This window comes from Amycolatopsis sp. NPDC003865 (assembly GCF_053605345.1).
In genome coordinates, this window is the sequence record NZ_JBSGJA010000020.1 from 129,719 (window position 1) to 150,919 (window position 21,201).

14 protein-coding genes are annotated in these 21,201 nt (G+C 69.2%); 12 read left to right on the forward strand and 2 right to left on the reverse strand.

Translation table 11 applies throughout. From position 1 onward, the window contains the following. Nucleotides 1–744: 744 nt before the first annotated feature. From ACWEVP_RS37390 to ACWEVP_RS37405, 4 genes are all read left to right on the forward strand, one after another. A complete protein-coding gene (locus ACWEVP_RS37390) occupies nucleotides 745–2,757 on the forward strand; it encodes an N-6 DNA methylase (protein ID WP_452067294.1) in 2,013 nt (670 codons plus the stop codon). Continuing rightward, a complete protein-coding gene (locus ACWEVP_RS37395; protein WP_452067295.1) occupies nucleotides 2,754–3,032 on the forward strand; it encodes a hypothetical protein in 279 nt (92 codons plus the stop codon). The genes ACWEVP_RS37390 and ACWEVP_RS37395 overlap by 4 nt, the downstream gene beginning before the upstream one ends. A gap of 379 nt (nucleotides 3,033–3,411) precedes the next feature. Next, entirely contained in the window at nucleotides 3,412–6,609 is a 3,198-nt protein-coding gene (locus ACWEVP_RS37400) for a hypothetical protein (protein ID WP_452067296.1), read from the forward strand. A 641-nt stretch (nucleotides 6,610–7,250) separates the two neighbouring features. Next, entirely contained in the window at nucleotides 7,251–7,664 is a 414-nt protein-coding gene (locus tag ACWEVP_RS37405; protein WP_452067297.1) for a histone-like nucleoid-structuring protein Lsr2, read from the forward strand. A gap of 218 nt (nucleotides 7,665–7,882) precedes the next feature. Here the strand turns inward: ACWEVP_RS37405 and ACWEVP_RS37410 are convergent, their stop codons facing one another. Continuing rightward, nucleotides 7,883–8,953, reverse strand: coding sequence for a TRM11 family SAM-dependent methyltransferase (locus tag ACWEVP_RS37410; protein ID WP_452067298.1), 1,071 nt, complete (start codon nucleotides 8,951–8,953; stop codon nucleotides 7,883–7,885). After that, a complete protein-coding gene (locus tag ACWEVP_RS37415) occupies nucleotides 8,950–9,588 on the reverse strand; it encodes a hypothetical protein (RefSeq protein ID WP_452067299.1) in 639 nt (212 codons plus the stop codon). The genes ACWEVP_RS37410 and ACWEVP_RS37415 overlap by 4 nt, the downstream gene beginning before the upstream one ends. Before the next feature lie 627 nt (nucleotides 9,589–10,215). Between ACWEVP_RS37415 and ACWEVP_RS37420 the strand changes: the two genes are divergently transcribed. The 8 genes from ACWEVP_RS37420 (at nucleotide 10,216) to ACWEVP_RS37455 (ending at nucleotide 21,198) form a co-directional block, all read left to right on the forward strand. Beyond that, nucleotides 10,216–11,091, forward strand: coding sequence for a sigma-70 family RNA polymerase sigma factor (locus tag ACWEVP_RS37420; protein WP_452067300.1), 876 nt, complete (start codon nucleotides 10,216–10,218; stop codon nucleotides 11,089–11,091). Between the two features lie 164 nt (nucleotides 11,092–11,255). Then, on the forward strand, nucleotides 11,256–11,576 hold the full coding sequence (locus ACWEVP_RS37425) for a pilin (protein ID WP_452067301.1): 321 nt from the start codon (nucleotides 11,256–11,258) through the stop codon (nucleotides 11,574–11,576). A gap of 417 nt (nucleotides 11,577–11,993) precedes the next feature. Beyond that, nucleotides 11,994–13,766, forward strand: coding sequence for a hypothetical protein (locus tag ACWEVP_RS37430; RefSeq protein WP_452067302.1), 1,773 nt, complete (start codon nucleotides 11,994–11,996; stop codon nucleotides 13,764–13,766). 12 nt (nucleotides 13,767–13,778) lie between these two features. Beyond that, complete coding sequence (locus ACWEVP_RS37435; RefSeq protein WP_452067303.1) at nucleotides 13,779–14,816, forward strand: PrgI family protein; 1,038 nt, start codon at nucleotides 13,779–13,781, stop codon at nucleotides 14,814–14,816. Nucleotides 14,817–14,821: 5 nt separating this feature from the next. Continuing rightward, a complete protein-coding gene (locus ACWEVP_RS37440) occupies nucleotides 14,822–16,639 on the forward strand; it encodes a VirB4 family type IV secretion system protein (RefSeq protein WP_452067304.1) in 1,818 nt (605 codons plus the stop codon). Beyond that, on the forward strand, nucleotides 16,636–19,131 hold the full coding sequence (locus tag ACWEVP_RS37445; RefSeq protein WP_452067305.1) for a type IV secretory system conjugative DNA transfer family protein: 2,496 nt from the start codon (nucleotides 16,636–16,638) through the stop codon (nucleotides 19,129–19,131). The genes ACWEVP_RS37440 and ACWEVP_RS37445 overlap by 4 nt, the downstream gene beginning before the upstream one ends. 21 nt (nucleotides 19,132–19,152) lie before the next feature. After that, nucleotides 19,153–20,217 (forward strand): replication-relaxation family protein, encoded by a 1,065-nt coding sequence (locus ACWEVP_RS37450; protein ID WP_452067306.1) that lies wholly within the window; start codon nucleotides 19,153–19,155, stop codon nucleotides 20,215–20,217. 18 nt (nucleotides 20,218–20,235) lie between these two features. Next, entirely contained in the window at nucleotides 20,236–21,198 is a 963-nt protein-coding gene (locus ACWEVP_RS37455; RefSeq protein ID WP_452067307.1) for a C40 family peptidase, read from the forward strand. Nucleotides 21,199–21,201 lie beyond the last annotated feature (3 nt).

Genomic DNA, 21,201 nt, shown 5'->3' on the forward strand with positions numbered 1-21,201 from the left:
GCAGGACCACAGCGTCATCCTCCGGCGGGCAACACTGACCACGTCGATCGGGACTGTTTCGGCGCTGGCGTCCAGCTGCGCCGGGGCGACGAGCTCGCGACGGATTAATAGCGCCCTGCATGCTCGACGAACGGGATAGTCGACACTATAGCGGCCCGGTCGCCGCTCCCAGCTCGGCGCGGACCCGCGCGGCGTCAGCCGGGGTGGCAAGATCGTCGACCTCGACGTGCAGCGTTGGCGTCGCCACCTGCGCCGGGGCTTCGGCCAGCAGCGATCGGACCTGCAGCCTCGTCAGGTTTGAGCAGGGCGTGGATACAGCGCACGTCGCCGGCGGACGTCGCCTGCTTCTTCCGGTCGTTAAACAGCCTGGCCCCGGCTCCGAGCTCTGTCTCGTTCGTGCACAGCAGGGGACGATGGATACCCACGGCCCGCGTAAGCTCGAGACGCTCCCTGGCGACGAGAAGCTGACCCGCCTCGGCGCGGGGCACAAACCCGCTGGCTCGTGACACCCGGGGCGGTCTGCTCCTCATCCTCTCGGCGAGCCGCTTCTGGGTGATTCCGCGCGGGAGTCACAAGCAAGCACCAGCGTCCGCGGCACCGCCACGTCGTCGGCGCCCGGCCATCGGATCGCTCGGACCTCCCTGTCGCCTCATCGGGTCCACAACCAGTCGGTCGACTAACAGGCTTATGAAAACCCCCTTAACACGGTTGACTTGTTAAGGGGGTTCACGTGAGACTGTGCGAGTGCCCTCCGAAGAAGACGGCCTGCGCCTCGTCAGCCTCGCCGACGTCGCCGAGCTCACCCAGGTGACGCGCCCGGCCGTGAGCAACTGGCGACGGCGGCACGACGACTTCCCGCGGCCGGCCCGGGAGACCGGTGCGGTCACTCTGTTCCGACTCGCTGAAGTTCAAGCGTGGTTGACCAAGCACGATAAGAAGCAGATCGAGTTCACCGCTCGCAGGGAGGTCCGGCGGGCCCTCAGCGTTGTCCGCGGGGAGGTCGCGGTCACACGGGCGGTTGAAATCTGCCTCTGGGTGCTGGGCATGCACGTGCTCATCGACGATCTCGACGAGAATGGCCGCCCACGGCCGTCGGCGCGCCTCGTTACCGTGACCGACCCCACTGAGCTCGTGAAAATGGCAGCGGATCTCGTCGGCCTGCATCTGCAGGGGTACCCGCTCGCGCTCGAACCGGCCGAGGTCCACGAAATGGCTCCGGTCGTCAAGGAGCTGCCTCGGCTGATCCGCGAGTACGGTGCGGGTGACGTCTGCGAAGCCCTCGTCGCCGAGGTGTCGGAGCGCCAGGGCAAGTGGTTCGGGCCGTACATCACCCCCGCCTGGATCGCCCAGCTCATGCTCGCACTCGCCGGTCCGCTCGAGGGCACGGTCTACGACTTCGCGTGCGGACTGGGAAATGTGCTGATGCACGCCCACTGGAGCCAGCCGCCCGACGCTGAGCTGCACCTGCAGGGGGACGACATACTGCCGATCGCTTGGATGATCGCCGCATTGCGCATGCTGATCCACGGGGCGGCCGGCACGGTCGGGCAACAGGACGCCACCCGCACACGTACCAGCCGGAATGCGGACTTCGTCTTCACCGACCCGCCGTTAAGCGGCCGCCAGCCCGACACCTGGAGCTGGCTCGACCGAACCATCCACCACCTCGGTGCAACCGGCCGTGGTTTCCACCTAACCTCCATGGGAGAACTTTTCGGATCAGGTCAGGAAGCTCGGGTCCGTCAGCGGCTGGTGAAACAAGGTTCGGTCGAGGCCGTGATCACCCTGCCCTCGGGGCTGTACTCGAACACCACCCTTTCCATGGCCCTGTGGCTCCTTCGACCGGCCGGCGAGCCGAGATCAACAGTGCTGGTGGTCGACGGAAGTGGCTTGGGCACTCGCAAGGGACTGGGCCGCGAACTGACCAGAACTGACATCGAACGGGTCGTCGCGTGCCACCGAAACTGGAAACGCGGCGACCTGCGACCGACCGAAGCCGGGCTGCCGTGCCGAGCCGTGCCGATCGAAGAGCTGCTGCAAGGCGAATGCCGGCTCGACGCGGCGCACTGGACGTCCTCTGAAACCCCATCGGACGTGCATGCGTCACGGATCCGCTCGGCACGCGCGAAGGCGCGCGACACCATCACCGAGATCCCTCCACTGCCGAAACTCGGGAACCTGCGGCCCGCGCAGACCCAGTCCGTGCTCGTGCGAGACCTCGGGGAGGTCATCCGCGGAGTCCGCCTGCCACGAGATTCTCCTGAGAAGGGTTCGACCCCGCTCATCCAAGCGGGAGACATCCAGCGCGACTGGACGGCACACTCGTCCAGCACCGTGAATATCGAGCGTTTCGGCCGGGACGTGCCTCGGACCCGTCCCGGCGACGTGCTTGTCTTCGCCCACGACGGCCAAGTTCGCGCCGGGGTCGACGATGTCGGTGGCGCAGTCGTCGCCGCACCCCTTCAGATTGTGCGACTCCGCGAGCACTCCGGCGACCGCGCGCTGCTGCTCGCGATCCTACTGTCCGCGACGTCGGTTCCGGCGTCGGCCATGGTGTCTCACGCCGACATTCGGGACCTCACGGTGGCCTGGCCCTCCTCAGAAGACTCGGCACAGATGACCGCGGTGCTGCAGGCGGTGATCGCCCAGCGGGAAGTGGTCCAAGCGGCTGCGACCGCGACCAGGGAGCTCCTGGAGGCGATGGTCGCCGCGGTGGCCGCGGGCTTGCACCCAGGTGAGTCCGAGGATTATCGATGACGACGCGAACCGGCAGGCCGCCCGGCGACCCGCGCACCGTAATCGGCCTGATCTTCCGCATCATCGACGAGCCGCGCAGGGCGGCGTGCGCCGTCTCGATCCTGGTGCTGCCGCTCTGTGTCGCGGCGCAGGTGCTCGGGAGCGGCCCGGTCTTCGGCGTGCCTCTCGCGTGGATCGGGGGTGCGGGCAGCGTCTCAGGCACAGCAGTGCTTGCCCTACTGCGCCGAAGAGCCCGAAAACGCGCAGGGGCAGCCACGAATGGCGAACAGCAATGAGGCGACTGCGGCGCGCTGGCTGGACAAGAAGCCGTATCTCGGCGGCCAGCCGGTGTCGAAGAGGTCGGGCGAGGCCTGGCGCAGGCCACCGGATCACCAACGGGCGTAAGAACAGAAACCTGAGGGACAACGCGGCTGCGCCTGGTTGATGGCCGAGTCTGCCGTGAAATGCCTCGTCAGCGCAAGTACACGTGACCAGTTCCGGCAGCTGAGGACCGACAGTGAGCGCTGGACGCGCTTCGCTCCGCTCAGCGCCCGCACGATGATCGAGTTGTACTGCCTTCGGACGACCCATGCGACCGGAGCTGAAGCAAGCACGCCCACCGATCCTTCGGCGTGTCGAACCCAACCGGCTCCAGGTCTAGCCGCACACTGAGCCGTGCCTGCCAGTGACGCCCTCACCTCCGGAGTCGAGTTCAGCCTGTCCGCAGAGGTCATCGCACGCATCACGACCGAGCTGCCGGCTCAAGCCAAGAAGATCGCCGCAGCGCTGCAGACCGCGGCCGCCCTGATCAACCTGGCGGTGAATGACGAGACCGGGCTCCGGTTCCCCGAAAGCGCTGCTTACAACGTCCGCGAAGCCCTAGACGCGGTGGTCTCCGGACGCGATCCCGCACCAGGCGGCCTCCCCGCCGTCGCCGACGCCTGGATCCGATTTGACCTTGAACGGTCTCAGCCCGGCACCGACGAGGCTGAGGCCCTGGCTGTTTTCGAAGCGGTCTTGCTCCGAGAAACGGAACGTCGCGATCGCAACTCGTATCACACAGCAAAGCTGCTCGGCTATCTGAGCAGCAAGTCCGGGGTCGAGCCGCTGACCGGCCAGCTGGACCCGATCGCCGAGTACAAGCGCCTACGCGACACCGCGGCAGGCGGGTTGCACAGCGCAACCGCCCTGGCCCTGGCCACGGGCCTCTACCGCGACACGATCGCCTGGTTCACCCGCATGTTTACACCCCCCGATGCGATCGTCCTTGCGATCCAAGAGCTGGCGGCAGAATCATGGTGCGGAGCCGAACAGATCGGTCGCCTGCGAGCGTTGGCTTCCAATCCGCATCACCTTCGCTTGTTCTTCGCGCACGTAACCGATCCGGCATGGCTCGACCCGCTTCACCAGGCCGGCGCAATCGGGTTACCCGAATCGGGTGCGCCGTGGCCGGCCAGCGCCTTGACCGACGGGCTCGGACGCACCAACCCCGACCAAGTCGCCGCAGTGATGAGCCAGCTCTACACCGAAGCCGGCAGCGTGCCTCCCGACCGGCAGCTCGACGCCCGGTTCAATCTCATGGTCGTCGCCACCCACCTCGGCCCGGCCGGCTACCCAATTATCGCCGACGCCGCACGGGATCACCCCACCAACGGAGCTGTGCGAGCGCTCGCCACCGACTGCGGCAAAGGCGCCGACGCCACCCATCCCGTCGTCGAGCGAGTCTGCGACTACCTCCTCAACCTCGATCCCGACGATCACGACGACTACTACTTCCGGTTGCTCCTCGCCCAACTGGAGTCCGGCATGACCCCGGAGAACGCTGAGCAGCGCACCAAATTGGCCGTCTACAAACTCCGCCGCGCCGCCCGTGAACCCCACGCGAAATGGATTGTGCTCGGCATCGCGCGGCTGACCACCGAACTCGGCGACGACGACCACGACTTCTTCGTCGTGGCAGCCCACTACCTGGCTCGGATGTTCATTCGTGCGCACGCTCTCGGAGTCCCCGACCAGCGCCTGCTGGAGCTGGCCGAAACGATCTCCGGCGAGGTCGGCGAACGCCTGATAAGCCGCGTGCTGGCCTTCGCCGAGGATGTTCCCCTTCGCCGCAAGATTGACCACGTCTCGCTCCGGCTGTCCTCTTCGACCGCGACCGGCGAGGACAAAGACCTGGTGGACGCAGTCCTCGCCGCGGGGCCCGATCCGGATGACCTTGCGGCGTGGGCAGAGGCCATGGGAGTGCCGTCCCCGCAGAACGCCGAAGAGGGTCTGCCCAGAGACTGGGCTCGGGCGTGGCGTTGGGCCACGGTCCTTCCCGCCCCCGTGCTCGAGCGATGGCGTGAGCAGATCGCAGCCGTCTCGGCCGTACACGGGCACATCGGCTCGGACGCCTTCGACCATCGGATGCCGTCCTCGTTCACTATCTGGGGACAGTCACCGTTCAGCATGGACGACCTAGCGGGCCGCCCCGTTCTCGACGCCGCGCACATGATCGCTGAGTGGCGTCCCGACAACAAAGACGTCATGCGATCCCACGGCTCGCTCGAACTGGCTCGTACTCTGGAATCGGCCGTCGCAGCCGACCCGCAGCGGTGGACAGAAGATCCGGCCGCAGTGGTTGAGGCACTGCGCGAACCCGTCTACGTCTTGCACTACTTCACCGCCCTCGGCAAAGTCGCTAAAGAGATCACGAGCCGAACCGACGAGATCTTCGGCGCCGCCCACCTGGCGAAGACAGCCCAGTCGGTGCCGGTCGCTTTGGGCGAGCCCAACTTCGACTACGAACCGGACTGGCGCCGCGTCGACGACGCGATTGTGGACTTGATCACCGCGCTGGCCCGCCATCACGCGCGCCTCGCCGGGCAGCTTGACTTGGCCTGGAGCTGGGCGTTGGAGGCTGTGTGGTCACCACCGGAGTTCAACGACGACGCTTCCGACAATCCTTTGACTCGCGCGATGACCAACCGTCGCGGACGAGGTCTCCGAGCTGCTGTATTACTCGCCGCCTGGGAATATCACGACCACGAAGCAGTGCGCGCCGCATTCGTCGACACACTCGATACCGTGCTCACGGTGACCGGGACGCGTGGAATGGAGTTCCGGGCCATCCTGGCCGCGCACCGTCCGTTACTGGAGCAGATCGACGGCAGCTGGCTCGACCAGCGAGCCGACGCCCTGTTCCGCGGCGACGCCGGACCTGACACCATGTCTCTCACCCTTCGGTACGCACAGCCGACGCCCTGGCTCTACCGAAACCTCCGCGACGAAATCGTCCGCGCCGCACAACGCGGAATAAAGAGCGCAGTGCGCGTCTTGCTGGTCGGATTGCTCAGAGGTGAGGACGGTTGCGCCCTCCAAACAACGATCTCTGACCTGCGCAAGAGCCCAGAACTACTGCAGCAAGCTACGTCCGACGTCGCCACGCTCGTGCAGCGGAGCGACTCCGAAGCACCCGAACTAGCCACGGCCGTCGCCTTCTGGATCGCCTTGCTTGACGCCGAACGCACCGCGGTCCCGGTTGAATTTCTTCGCCATCTCGGACGATGGGCGTTTGTCACCGGAGTACCGGAGCACGACTGGGCTCCTCTCATGCTCCACACGTTGCAGCTAACCGGTGGCCACATCGACTACCCCATCGAAGTCGCCAACCGCTGCGAGAGTGTCCCGGTTCCCGGCGACAGCGTGCAAATCCTTCTCCTCCTTCTCGGACACGGCGAGGGATGGGAAGCCCACCACGTCGCGCAGACGGCCCTGAACGCTTTGCGCACCCTCAGTGACACCCGACAGGACGAAGGGTTCGCGGATCTCCGCACCAGGCTGATCGAACTCGGCTACCACGACGCGATACACGTAAGCCCATACGAAGGGTGACCCTTCAACGGCCGCTTATCAGGCACGTGCAAGGTCGTTCGCATAGCGCCGGCCTCGCGGCTAGGGTTGCCAGATAGATTTCGCAGACCTCGCCAATGACCGGCTCAACGACACCGCATAATATTTAGCGGCAGCTGAGGCAACTCGCCGTACCCACTCCAACGTCGACCCGACGAACCACGGACGCTGGCCACCGTCCCGACACCTTCCTTGGCGTCGGCGAGTTCGGACGCCGCAGGTAGGTCCGGGCGCCGACCTGCTCTTGTGACCAAACCCCGGCACAGATCAGGTTCGAGCTGCGGCTGGGCGGGACCGGCCGTCGCCGTCGGGAGCGTCGCACGCTCCAAGTCCAGGCCGCCACGACTCACGGGCGCTCGCGTACACCGCCAGGAGAACCAATTGCAGCCACGGCAGCGAACCTGCAAGTTGCAGATTCATGTTGCCTTCTGTCCTCATAACCCACTCGCGACAAAACCCCTCGCAGATTTTCGCTTCGTCAGAGCCCTTCGACGCCGAGATCCCACGATTGCCACGAGCTTGAGCAGGGCCGGTTTCGCAAACACGATCACCGTGGATAGAATCCATCGGAGCCAGCGACAACCATTCGGCAAAACTGGTATATACCGATTCAAGGAGCAGAAATGGCCCAGAAGGTTCTCGTCGAGATGCTCGACGACATCGATGGCACCCCCGCAGCTCACACCGTCCCGTTCGCCCTCGATGGCATCACGTACGAGATCGATCTTTCCGACGAGAACGCGGCCGCGTTGCGCGACGAACTCGCGCGGTACATCGCAGCCGGTCGCCGCACCGGTGGTCGCAAAGTTCGCTTCGCTACCGGCCAATCAACCACGATCAGCACGACAGATCGCGAGCGCAACCAGCAGATCCGCTCGTGGGCGAACGCCAACGGCTACGAGGTCTCGGAACGCGGACGTCTGTCCTCGGAGGTCATCACCGCCTTCGAGCAGGCTCAGGCTGCCGGACCGAATGAGAGCGCGACGACTCCCCGCAAGCGAACTGCGCGGAAAAAGGTCGCCGCTACGAAGAAGTAAGCGGTGACGGTCGGGAATCGGAGGGCGCTGCCACGTCGGCGACGAGGGTGCACCCCTCGTCGCCGACATCATGGCGTGGCACTGCTGCCTCATCGGCAGTCAGACTGCCCGGCGTAGGTACAAAGGCTCCGACTTATCTGCCGGACCTCAATAGATAGTCGCCGGCTTTCCAGTTGCGGTGTCCCGCCCAAGGTATACCGCCACGTACGACACGCCGGTCACGCGGCCCAATGCCCTGGTCCGATCGCGCCGTACTCGTGGCGGACCGCGATACGCCGGTTCGTGTGTTCGCCCTCGGCCCGCAAGATGATGACGTCCTCGTGCGCGATCAGGTGCAGTGGCAGTCCAGCCTCGCGCTGCTTGCGAATGAAGTCGCGCTGGAAGAAACTGCCGCGGGCGACCAGCTCGTTCTCCGCGACGCGGGCAAGCAGCGCGACGCACCGTTCGACCGGCACCAGCCCAGCCGCGACACCGCAGGCGATTACCTGGGACGGGAGATCGATCAGTTCGGCGTGCTCGCGCCACGGGCGGACCGTGATCGCGACGTAGCCGCCTGGGCGGAGGACGCTAGCGCAGGCGGTGAGGATGCGGGTGAACCCGGCCAGCAGACGGTGGTGGCCGATGTTGGCGAGGTTGCCGCGGTCGAGTGCGCTGCCGTAGCGGTAGTGGTGCTTGCTGACCTTGTCGACGCCGGACTCCCGGTTTGTGTTGACGAGGCCGTGCACCGACGGGCCGTACGGCGGTGAGGTGACGACCAGCGAAACCTGGCCGGCGTATTCGGTCGGCAGCAGGCTCTCGAGCTGGCGTGCGTCGCCGCGGACGACCTGGCCGTCGTGGTCGTGGCCGCGCTTGCGGGCGAAGCGGAGGTTTGCGCGGGCGATGTCGGCCCAGTGCGGTTCGTACTCGACGCCGATCGCGCGACGGCCGAGGTGGATCGCTTCGACGAGAGTGGTGCCGATTCCGCACATCGGGTCCAGCACCACCTCGCCCGGTTTCGTGTAGTGCTCGATGGCGTGCGCGGCGACGGCGGGCAGCATTTTGGCTGGGTGCGCGGTCGACTCCGGCACGTAGCGGCCCTTGCGCTGCGCGGCCGGAGAGGTCTGCGCGGTCGCCCACACCGACACCGGCAACTTGCCGAAGTCCGTCGGCGTGTCGGTGGGTGGGGTGGTGTCGAGGGCGTTGATGAACGCGCGGGACAGCGGCATGGTCGGCTCGTCGGCCGAGGACGTCGGGGTGGTCGGCGGTGTGGTGGCCACGGCGGTGCACCTGCCTTTCGGTCGGCTGGTCATCGGAGGTCTTCCGGCTGCGCGGCGTCGGCGTGGGCTTGGGCGAAGACGAGGACGTCGCCGTGCGCCCGCGTGTGCGCCATCGGCGCGGCAGATTCTCGGCCGCCGGGTGCGAGGCCGGTTCGGCCCGTCGCGGTGGGTGGCTGGAGGCGGCCGTTCTGGATGGGGGTGTGGAGGGTGACGATGTGCTGGAGGTAGAGCAGGTCGGCGTTTTGCGCGGCGGCGATCATCGGGCCTGACGAGTCGGTGAGGCGGCCGCTTGACCAGTCGCTGTGGGTGTAGACCGCGAGAATTCCGCCGAACCCGAGCAACTGCGCTGCTGCGATCGCCACGGCCTCCGCCGAGCCGTCGGCTCCGCGCTCCGGCGGCAGCGACGTGATGACCAAGTCGACTCGCTCGTCGGCCGACAACCAAGCCGACGTCGCTTCGCCGCTGACGGGCACCTCGATCGCGGTCAGGAGCTCGAGCTTCGTGATCGCGGGGCGACGATCGAGCGCGTGCACGGCGTCGAGCGCCGCGTCCAGTTCGCCAGCGCCGGTTGCGTGGCTCGCGGCCTCCTCAGCGGTCGGCCATGGTGCGAGCAGGACCCGAGCGCCGGGTGCCGAAAAGCTGGTCGTGATGGTTTCGATGATCGGCACCGGCCACGCGGCTACCGGGTCGATCGGGTCGGGCCCGGCTGTCCACACCGTCGGCGGAATCGGCGCGAGTTCGCAGCTGGTGGTCGATCGCTTCGGGGAGCGGCGAGGGCGAGCGCTCAGGCCGAGGGGATCGGAAGCGCCCGGGTACGGGATGCCGTTGACGGATCGAGGGCGTTGCGGGCGGGTCGAGTCGTCTCGATTGGACGGCCGGTTGGCCGACGACGGCGGGCGTCGAGTCACAAGCGGAACCTCCAGGGCGGGCCACCGACCGATCGAGTCGGGTGGCTTCTGCGCGGTCGCCGACTAACTCCGGCAACGAGGTCGACAAGAGACACCATCACGCCGAGTCCGCGTTTTCCGTCCGGCAGCCGAACCTTCGTGAGCGAAGTCCGAGCTGGTCGACTGACTGATCGCTTCTGCGATTTCGAAGTCGCGGTGCAGGCGTGAAACGGCTTTGAAGCGGCATTGTCACGCCTCTGACCTGGGCTTGAAGCGGTTTTGAGGCGCCCAGGCGGGCTTCCTGTCGACGTCACCTTCCGCTCGCTCAGGAGTGCCGCCATGGACCAGCCCTCGTCACCAAATCACCCCGCAGCCAGTCCGACGACGCGTCCGCGTGGCGAGGCCGGCGTGTTCGATACCGCCCGCACCGCCTTCGCCTGGCTGGTCACCGGACCACATCCGGTCGCCCTCGACGGCCGCCAAATCTCCGGGCTACCACCGCGGCTGGTGCCGCTGGACGAAGTCGGCCGACTGACCATCGCGAAAGGATGTCCACAGCAGACCCGGGACGCGGTGTGGACAGCACTCGTGACGCGGTCACGGGCCGAAGGCGGCACGTGGACCGTCGCGTGCGTCGGGCTGGCCCTGCCAGTGCTGCTACTAGTCGCGGCCAAGCTGACCAACCGGTTCCGCGGCGAGGTCCACGACATCCACGCCGCGGTGCTGACCGGCTTCCTCGAGGCCCTGGTCGACGTCGACCTCACCCGGCCGGCGATCCTCGTGCGGCTGCGCTGGGCCGCCTACCGCGCCGGCCACCGCGCGCTGCGGGAGGCGCTCGACGCCGCGGCCCCGGTCGCCGACCTCGGCGCTCGCGCGCCCGGGCCGGAGCACGCTGGCGGACACCCCGATTTTGTTCTGCTCGCCGCCGTCGACGCCGGTGTCCTGAGCGCCGCCGAAGCAGCGCTGATCGGTGACACGAGGTTCGGCGAGCTGTCGCTGGCCGACGCGGCGCACGCCCGCGGCCAGACCTACAAGGCGACCCAGCAGGCCCGGCACCGCGCCGAGCGCAAGCTGGCCGAATACCTCAGCGGGAGCGACCTGGGAACGCGCCGGAAGACCCGGCGCCGCGTCGCATGTGCTCCGGAGAAGACGCGGCGGCCGGTGTCTCCCCGCTCGCCGAAATCCGGAGTTGGTGACCACGGGACGCGACTGCCCGCGCGCCCTCGCCCATCCCGGTCCACATCGGAACCGGGCGCCGTTCAGGAGGCGTCCTCATGCGACTGATCACCCACCGCCCCGGCCACCGCAGCCCCGTCCGCCGGCCACCGAACCGGCGCGACCACGACGCGACCGCTCGAAATACGGCGCGCGCGACGAGCTGCCGCCAGCCCGGTTCTGTGCCGAAAGCTCCGACCCCCCGGGCTCGATCATGTCGGCGTTCGGTCACGGTGCTCGGCGGCACGCTGGTCGCCACAGCCCTGCTGCTCGGCGGGTCTGCCGCCCGTGCGGAGACCGTGCAGTACGTCGCTCTCGCGCAGTCGGTCGATCAGGTTCTGTCGAACATTCGCTCGTGGATCATGGGCATCCTCGCCGGCGTCGCGCTCGTCTTCCTGACCATCGGCGGGCTCCGCTACCTGATGGCGTCCAACGACCCCGGCGAGATCGAGAAGGCGAAGGGTGCGTTCAAGGCCGCCGGCATCGGGTTCGGTCTGGCCGCGCTCGCGCCGCTGGTCGTGGAAATCCTCAAGACGATCGTCGGCGGGGTGTAGACGATGTCCGCCCGCGCTGCACGCCGCATGGTCACACCGGGGAACGCAGTCCGGTCGCGTCACTGCCGCTCGTTCTGGCTTGTCGCTCTGGCGGGGTTGCTCACGGTTGTGCTCGGCGGCGTCGCGTCCACCGCAGCCGCCTCCGGCCCCCGGCAGACCGGCGCGGTTCAGCTCTCTGCAGCCCAGCCACCGTTGCCGTTACCACCCAACCCGGGGTGCGAGCCAGGCTCTGCGGAACCGGCGTGCCACCTTCCGAGTACGAGTTCGGCGCCGTCGATACCAGCGACTCCCCTGCCGCCGATCACCGCGCTGACGGCTCCGCCGTCGTGCTTCCCCGGGTCGTTGGATTCTGGCTGCGCGCCGGTCACGAGCTCGCCGTGTCAGGGTCCGAACTGCATCCCGCAGCCGTCCACTCTGATGCCGAGTACGCCACCGTCGGCCTCGGTTCCGGACGGTGCCGGCGATGTCGCGGAGTGCGGGCTGACCGACCTCACCGGCTGCATGGTCGTCGCCGCCAGTACGTTGCTCGCCGCGGTCGTCGCCGCCGGGTTGAACCCGCTGCTGGAGCTGCTCGGTAAGACACTGCTGACGACGCCGGAGCCGGATCAGCTGCCCGGGCTCGGGGCGGTGTGGGTCGGCTCGTGGCACATCTTGCTCACCGCCTACGTGGTCCTCGTGCTGCTGGCCGGGCTGATCATCATGGGCTATCAGACGCTGCAGGCCCGCTACACCGTCAAGGAACTCGCCCCGCGGCTCGTCGTGGGTTTTCTCGCCGGGACGCTGTCGCTGTTCCTGATGACCAAGGGCGTCCAGGTCGCCAACGCGTTGTCGGCTGCGGTGCTCGGCGAGGGCGTCGACCCGGCGCAGATGACGCGCAGCTTGATCACGATGGTGCAGGACTCCTTGCACGGCGGCGGGATCTTCCTCGGCATCCTCGGGCTCGGCCTGGTCGCGATGCTCCTGGTCCTGCTGGTCGTTTTCGTTGTCCGGGTCATCGTGACGATCTTGCTGGTCGCCGCGGCGCCGATCGCGTTGATGTTCCACGCGCTCCCCCACACCGAAGGCGTCGCCTACCTGTGGTGGAAGGGCTGCGGTGGCGTGCTGGCCATCCAGGTCGGCCAGTCGTTGACGCTCGTGGTGACCGTGCGGGTGTTCTTCGCGCCCGGTGGGTTCACCATTTTCGGGCCGTCGCTCTCGTCGCTGATGAACCTGCTGCTGTGCATCGCGCTGATGTACGTGCTGATCAAGATTCCGTTCTGGTTCCTCGCGCCGCTGCGCTCCGGCCGCCCCTCCATGCTCGGGAGGATCGCGCGCGGCGTCATCGCCTACAAGACAATGGGCCTGCTCGCCGGCGCAGCAGCCAGCCGAAGCACCTCGCGGCCACGCCTCGGCAGGCCGAGTGCACCGGCGGATCCGCCGGCGACCCGGTCCGGGCAGTTCATGCTGCCGATGAAACTGCGGCGCTCCACCAGCGCACTTCGAACTCCCCGCCGAGGATGGGACGAGCTCCCCCGGACTGGCGCGCTCGAGGGCTCGCCCGGCCCGGGCCAGCTGTCGTTGTTCACGCGCACCGGAGATTCGACGGTCCGCGCGAACCCGCGGACGCTGCCGCTGAAGGACCTGCCGAACGCGCTGCCAGCCGACCAGCTCGGGTTGCCGATGACCGTGCGCCGCGATCCCGACCGCACACCGCGGCGCACGCTCGCCGACGATCTCGCCGCGCCGACACCGCCCAATCGGCCGCTGCGGCAGCCGGGTCTGCTGACCCCGGACGGGCGGATCAGTCGCAACGCGCGCCCGCCGGCGAAGCTGTCGAACAGGCTGATCGCGCCGAGCGCGGGCATGCTGCCGCTCCACCTGCCGCCGCAGGCTCCGCGGCCCGCGCGGCGCAGCCTCGCCGACGAACCCGCCGACCCCGCTCGGATCCACCGCGCGCCGCAAACCGGTCCCGGCCTGATCACACCCAGAGGCCAGATCAACCGCGCGGCCCGTGCCCACCGCCGTCCCGCGCCCGACGCCTTCAGCGGCAACCGGCCACTCGCCTCCGGGCAGTACCCGCTCCCCCTCGGCCTCCGCCGCCAGCCGAAACCCGAGCCACCGCCGACACCCGCACCGGCGCGCAAGCGCGTCGGCAAGCAGTTGCCGCTGCCGCTGGATCTGCCGCGGCGGCGCCGTCCCAAGTCGAAGTGAGGTAGCGAGGTCATGTCCCGTCCCGTGCGCATTCCCGCCGACGTCGACCGCCCCGACCGCGTACTCGGCCCGCTCACCGCGCGGCAGCTGACGATCCTCGGCGTCACCGGCCTGCTGCTCTACGCTCTTTACGGCGCCACCCGCACGGTCCTCCCGCTGCCGGTGTTTCTGCTCGTCGCCGTGCCCTTCGGATTCGCCATCACGGTGGTCGCGCTCGGCCGCCGGGACGGCGTCCCGCTCGACCGGCTGCTGTTGGCCGCGCTCCGGCAGCGCTGCACACCGCGCCGCCAGGTCTCGGCGCCGGAAGGTGTCGGGCCGCTGCCGGCCTGGCTCGCCGGTGACCACGAACGTGACGACGTGGCGCCGACGCCGCTGGAGCTGCCCGCGCGCGGCGTCGACGAAGGGATAACTGCCGGGGTCGTCGACCTCGGCGATGACGGGCTCGCGGTGATCGCCGCGTGCTCGACGGTCAACTTCTCGCTGCGCACTCCCGCCGAGCAGGAGGCGCTCGTCAGCTCGTTCGCGCGGTACCTGCATTCGCTGACCGCGCCCGTGCAGTTCCTCGTCCGCGCCGAGCGGCTCGACCTCGCCCCGCAGATCGCCGAGCTACGCGACCGCGCCGGCGGGCTCCCCCACCCCGCGCTCGAGGCCGCCGCGCTCGATCACGCGGACTACCTCGCCCAGCTCAGCCAGCACGCCGACCTACTGCGCCGCCAAGTGCTGCTCGTGCTGCGAGAACCGACACGGCCCGCGGTCGTCGACAGCGTCAGCTCGACCCTTAGCCGCCTCCGGCGACGGCCCGCAGCACCGGCGATCGATGGGGCAGCGCGCCAGGCAGCCGAGCAGCGGCTCGCCCGGCGCCTCACTGAGGCGGTTGAGCTGCTCACGGCGGCCGGGATCGTCGTCAACGCGCTGGATGCCGCGACGGCGACCGGGGTGCTGGCCGCGGCGTGCAACCCCGACACCTTTCTCCCGCCCTCGGCCGCGCTGGCCGGCGCCGGCGACGTCGTGACCGCCGCCGACCTCTACGACGACTTCGACGGCAGGTGAACACCATGTCCCGCACCCAGCCACCCCGCTCAGCCGAGGCGTTCACACCGGACTCGTTGTCGATCGGCGCGCGGCATCTGGAGGTCGGCAACGAGTGGGTCGCCTCCTTCGGCGTGACCGGCTACCCGCAGGAGGTCTACCCCGGCTGGCTCGCCCCGCTGCTGACCTACCCCGCCCGCCTCGACGTCTCCGTCCACATCCAGCCGATCGACCCGGTCACCGCGGCCAGCGGCCTGAAGAAGCAACGGGCCCGGCTGGAGTCCTCGCGGCGCCACCACGCCCGGCACGACCAGCTCGACGACCCCGACCTCGACGCCGCGGCCGACGACGCCGCCGACCTGTCCCGCCGAATCGCCCGCGGCGAAGGCCGGCTGTTCAAGTTCGGCCTCTACCTGACCCTCCACTCCCCCGACGAGCAGGCACTCGCCGAGGAGGTATCGGCGCTGCGGTCGCTGTGCGCGTCCCTGCTGCTGGACGCCAAACCCGCCACCTACCGCTCGCTACAGGGCTGGGTGACCACGTTGCCGCTCGGGCTGGACTCCCTCGGTCTGAAAAGGACGTTCGACACTGCCGCCGCGTCCGCCGCGTTTCCTTTCACATCACCGGACCTGCCCGCGGCAGATCCGACGTCGACCTCGCCCAGCGGCGTGCTCTACGGCTATAACGTCGGCTCCCAAGGCCTGGTGCACTGGGACCGCTTCGCCTGCGATAACCACAACGCAGTCGTCCTCGGACGATCCGGCTCCGGCAAGTCCTACCTGGTCAAACTCGAAACCCTGCGCAGCCTCTACCGGAACATCCAGGCGTTCGTCATCGACCCCGAAGACGAATACGCCCGCCTCGCCGACCAAGTCGGCGGCGCCTACGTCCACCTCGGCGCCGGCGGCGTCCGACTCAACCCCTTCGACCTGCCCATCCACACCACCGCCGCCGGACGCCGAACCGCACCGCAGGACGCGCTCAACCGGCGAGCGCTATTCCTGCACGCCGTCCTCGCGGTCTGCCTGGGTGCCGAGCTGCCCGCCCGAGAACGCGCCGTCCTCGACACCGCGCTCATCGCGACCTATGCGAACGCGGGCATCACCACCGACCCGCGCACCTGGACCCGGCCCGCGCCCGTAATGCGGGACCTACGCGACGTCCTCGCGGCTACCGGCGACCCCACGGCCAGGGACCTTTCAGATCGGCTGCACCCGTTCGTTGACGGCGCGTTCGCCGACCTGTTCTCCGGGCCCACGACCACCACGCCCGACGGGCACCTTGTCGTGTTCTCCCTGCGGGACCTGCCCGACGAGCTCAAGGCGATCGGCACCCTGTTGACCCTCGACGCGGTCTGGCGGCGGGTGTCCAACCCGGCCGACCGCCGGCGTCGGCTGGTGGTCGTCGACGAGGCGTGGCTGCTGATGCAGTCACCGGAGGGTGCGAAGTTCCTGCACCGGATGGCGAAGACCTTCCGCAAGCACTGGGCCGGCCTCACCGTCGCCAGCCAGGACATCGAGGACTTCCTGCGCAGCGAGCTCGGCCGGGCGATCGTGGCCAACGCCGCCACCAGCGTGCTGCTGCGCCAGTCCCCGCAAGCGATCGACCAGATCGCGGCGACCTTCAACCTCTCCGAAGGCCAGCGCCAGTTCCTGCTCACCGCCGACCGCGGCCAAGGACTACTCGGCTCCGGCACCGAATGGGTCGCCTTCCAAGCACTCGCCTCACCGACGGAAAACCTCCTCGTCACCACCGACCCCGCTGAACTCGCCGAGATCGCCCAGGACTTCGGCGATCCCGCGCTCGACGATGTCGTCGACCTCGGCCCGGAGGTCGACTCGTGATCCGGCACGCGGGATGGGTCGGCGGCTACCTGACCGATCCGTGGACCGCGGTACACCAGCTGCTCGCGCAAGTCCTCGGACTGGTGTGGAGCTGGGGCCCGATCGCCCTTCCGGTGCTCGCGCTCGTCGCTGCGGGTCAGGCGGTCGGCCGGCGCTGGTGGCGAGCCAGGTGCCACGCCCAGCTCGTCGTCGACGCGCGGTGCGTCACCGTGCTCGCTCCGCCCACCGTCGACCCGGCCGGCGGTGCCCTGCTGTGGTCGAACCTCGTCGGGCTGCTGCGGCCGAGCTGGCGACGCTGGTTCACCGGCCAGCCCCACCTCGCGTGGGAGTACCGGTTCTCCGAGCATGGCGTCACGTTGCGGTTATGGGTCCCCGGGGTAATTCCACCGGGCCTGGTCGAGCGGGCGATCGAAGCCGCGTGGCCCGGCGCGCACACCCGCTCGGTCGCGGCCGACCCGCCGCTGCCCGAACCGAAGACCGGCCAGCGCAGCGTCACCGTCGGCGGGCAGCTGCGGCTCGCGCGGCCCGAGGCGCTGCCGATCCGGACCGGGTTCGACGCCGACCCGATCCGCGGTCTCCTCGGCGCGCCGGTCGGCCTCGGCCGCGACGAGTACGCCAGCGTGCAGATCCTCGCCCGGCCCGTCACCGGCCGCCGGGTCAGCCGGGCACGTCGCGCCGCTCGGCGTGTGCACGCCGGCGCGTCCGGGCGGCTCGGCGGCCGCGTGCTCGACCTCGTCACGCCGGGCGCGTCGGCTGCTCGTCCGGGGCGTCCGCGCGATGCTCGGCGGATCAGCCAGGATCCGCAGCTGTCGCTGGAGTACTCGGCGCAGAACCGGGCGATCGTCGGCAAGCAACGCGGCTCGCAGTACGAGGTCGTCGTCCGCTACGCCGTCACCACCCACCTCGCGGACGACGCCGCCGAGGCCGACGTTCGGCGGACCCGGGACACCGCCCGCGGCCGCGCGCACGCCCTGGCCGCAAGCTTCGCCGCCTACACCGAGCACAACCACTTCCACCGCATCCGCCTCCACCACCCAGCCCACGCCCTCGAGACCCGCCAGGTCGGCCGCGGCGATCTGCTGTCCGTGCCGGAGCTGGCCGCGCTCGCGCACCTGCCGGTCGACACCGAGATCCCCGGTATCGAGCGCGCCGGCGCCAAAGCCGTCGCGCCACCGCCAGGCGTCGCAGTGCCCGGGCCCGAGGTCAAGCCGCTCGGCGTCGCCGACAGCGGCCACGCCCGCCCGATCGGGCTGCGCGTGTCCGACGCCCGCCACCACCTCCACGTCCTCGGCGCCACCGGCTCAGGCAAGTCGACCCTGCTCGGGAACCTGATCCTCGACGACGCGGACGCCGGCCGCGGGATCGTGCTCATCGACCCCAAGGGCGACCTCGTCACCGACGTTCTTTCTCGGCTTCCGCGGGAAGCCGCGGACCGGGTCGTGCTCTTCGACGCCGACTCCCGGCAGCGGCCGCCCTGCCTCAATCCCCTCGAGGGCGGGGAGACCGACCGCGAGGTCGACAACCTCGTCTCCGTCTTCCGCCGCGTCTACTCCGCGTTCTGGGGCCCGCGCACCGACGACCTCATGCGCGCCGCCTGCCTCACCCTCCGCGCCCAGGACGGCGTGCCCACCCTCGCCGACCTGCCCAAGCTGCTGACCAGCGAGGCGTTTCGGACGCGGATCACCGGCGGGCTGAGCGATCCGGTGCTGGCCGGGTTCTGGGAGTGGTACGACGAGCTCACCGACTCCAGCCGCAGCCAGGTCATCTCCCCGCTGATGAACAAGCTCCGCGCCTTCCTGCTGCGCCCGTTCGTCAAGGACGCCATCGCCGGCGGCCGCTCCACCGTCGACATGAACCACGTCCTCAACGAGGGCGGCATCTGCCTGGTCCGCATCCCCAAAGGCTCCCTCGGCGACGAGACCACCCGGCTCGTCGGCTCGCTCGTCGTCGCCCGGACCTGGCAGGCCACCACCGGCCGCGCCCGCGTCCCGCAGCGCAAACGCCCCGACGCCTCATTGGTCATCGACGAGTGCCACAACTTCCTCAACCTGCCCTACCCGATCGAGGACATGCTCGCCGAAGCCCGCGGCTTCCGCCTCGCGATGACCCTCGCGCACCAGCACCTCGGCCAGCTGACCCGCGAACTCAAGGAAGGCATCTCCACCAACGCCCGCTCGAAGATTTTCTTCAACGCCTCCCCCGAGGACGCCCGCGAGCTCGCCCGCCACACCGCGCCCCGGCTGTCCGAACACGACCTCGCCCACCTCGGCGTCTACCACGTCGGCGCCCGGCTCGTGGTCAACGGCGCGGAAACCGAACCGTTCACGATGACCACCTCGCCGATGCGTCCCGCCATTCCCGACCGTGCCAAGGACATCCGCGCCGCTCTCGCCACATCTCGGCCTTCTCCTGCGCGACCTGCTGGCAGCACGGCTCCGCCGAACCTGCCGAGGCGCGACCGGAAGACCGACCCCCGCCGCGCCCGGCTCTGACATCCAGTTCGGAGGTTTCCCTTGATCACCACGACGACACGCCAGCACCAACTCCGGCAGCATCTTCCCGGCCGGACACCGGCCCGTGCGGCCGGCTCGGTTGAACACCAGGCCGCGCTCGCGGCCCGGCTCACGGCACGGGACAAGTGGCTGCTGGCGTTGCTGTTCGAGCACCGCGTGCTGACCTCGACCCAGATCCAGGACGCGGCATTCCCGTCCAGCCGCTCGACTCGTCAGCGGCTGCGCGAGCTGTACCTTTGGCGGGCCGTCAGCCGGTTCCAGCCGTTTCGCCAGCTCGGCTCCGCCCCGATGCACTACGTCCTCGGACCGGCCGGCGCCGCCGTGCTGGCCGCCGAGCACGGCTTGGAGGTCAAGGATCTCGGCTACCGGCACGACCGCGCGATGGCCATCGCCCACAACCAGCGCCTCGCCCACACCGTCGGTGTCGGCGATTTCTTCACCGCCCTCATCGCCCGCGGCCGTCGTGACCCCGTTCGAGATGGTGAGGGGGTCACGGCTTGGTGGTCGGAGACCCGTTGCGCTCGCCACTTCGGTGACCTCGTCATCCCTGACGCCTACGGCCGCTGGCGCAGCGCCACCGGCGAGCTGGAGTTCTTCCTCGAATACGACACCGGCAGCGAGTCGCTGACCAAGGTGTCCCGCAAGCTGCTCGCCTACGCACGGCTCGCCGACTCCACCGGTATCGCCACCCCGGTGCTGTTCTGGCTCCCGACCAGCCGCCGCGAGGCCGGCGCGCGGACCGCGCTCGCCCGCATCCACGCCGACCTTGACCAGGCCGCCGACGTCCCCGTCGCCACCGCGGCCGCCGACCTGCTTACGTCCAGCACAGCGTGCCCGAGTCCGGCCGACCAGGTCTGGCTCCCGCTTGGCGCGAAGGCTGCGAAGCGAACTTCCCCGCGATACCCGCTTGGCGAGCTGCCCCTCGCCTGGCCGGGTCTGCCGCCCCCAGCGCCATCCGACCTGGATGAGGCGATGTCCGGCCAGACCGCCGCCTTCCGGTTGCCACCACCTTCTCCGACTCCTCCGGACGCCACACCAAGCCGAACTCGCCGTCCTGGGTCCTGATCGTTCGAGGAGTGCTTCATGGGATCGAAGATCGCGCTCGGTGTCACGGTCGTGCTCGCGATGGTTCCGGTGCTGCTCGGAGCAGTGCCGCAGGCCATCGTCACCTCGCTGACCGGCAGCGGGAGCACGACCTGCGCGTCCACCGGCACAACCGCCGGCGAGGTGCCTGGCTACGAGCCTGACCAGCTCGGCAACGCCGCGATCATCACCTCGGTCGGCAAGCAGCTGCAGGTCCCCGAGCCCGGGTGGGTCATCGCGATCGCGGTCGCTATCCAGGAATCCACGTTGCGCAACCTCGACCACGGCGACCGCGACAGCCTCGGCCTCTTCCAGCAGCGCCCCTCCCAAGGCTGGGGCACACCCGAGCAGATCATGGACCCGACCTACGCGGCAACGCAGTTCTACCGGCACCTGCAGGCCGTACCTAGGTGGCAGCAGATGAGCCTCAACGACGCCGCCCAAGCCGTCCAGCGGTCCGGCACACCGAATGCCTACGGCCAGCACCAGGCCGACGCCCAGGCCATCGTCGCGGCGGTCACCGGCGAGGCCTGCGACCAATCTGACGGCGGGGACTGCGGCAACATCACCGCACCGACGCCCGCCGCTCTGACCGCGATCAACTACGCCTGCGGGCAACGCGGGCTGCCCTACGTCTGGGGCGGCAACGGGCCGCTGGCAGGCGATGCCGGATTCGACTGCAGCGGCCTGACCCGAGCCGCCTACGGCGCCGCCGGCGTCCAGTTGCCGCGGACCTCGCGCGAGCAGTACGCCGCCGGACCCCGCGTCCCCGCGGGCGCCCCGCTTCTGCCCGGCGACCTGGTTTTCTACGCCACCGCCGGACGCGTACACCACGTCGGCCTGTACATCGGCGGCGGCAACATGATCGACGCACCCGACTTCGGACAGGCCGTCAAAGTGGAACCGTATCACCATCCCGGCGACGACTACATCGGCGCGACCAGGCCAACAGCATCCGCTTGACCA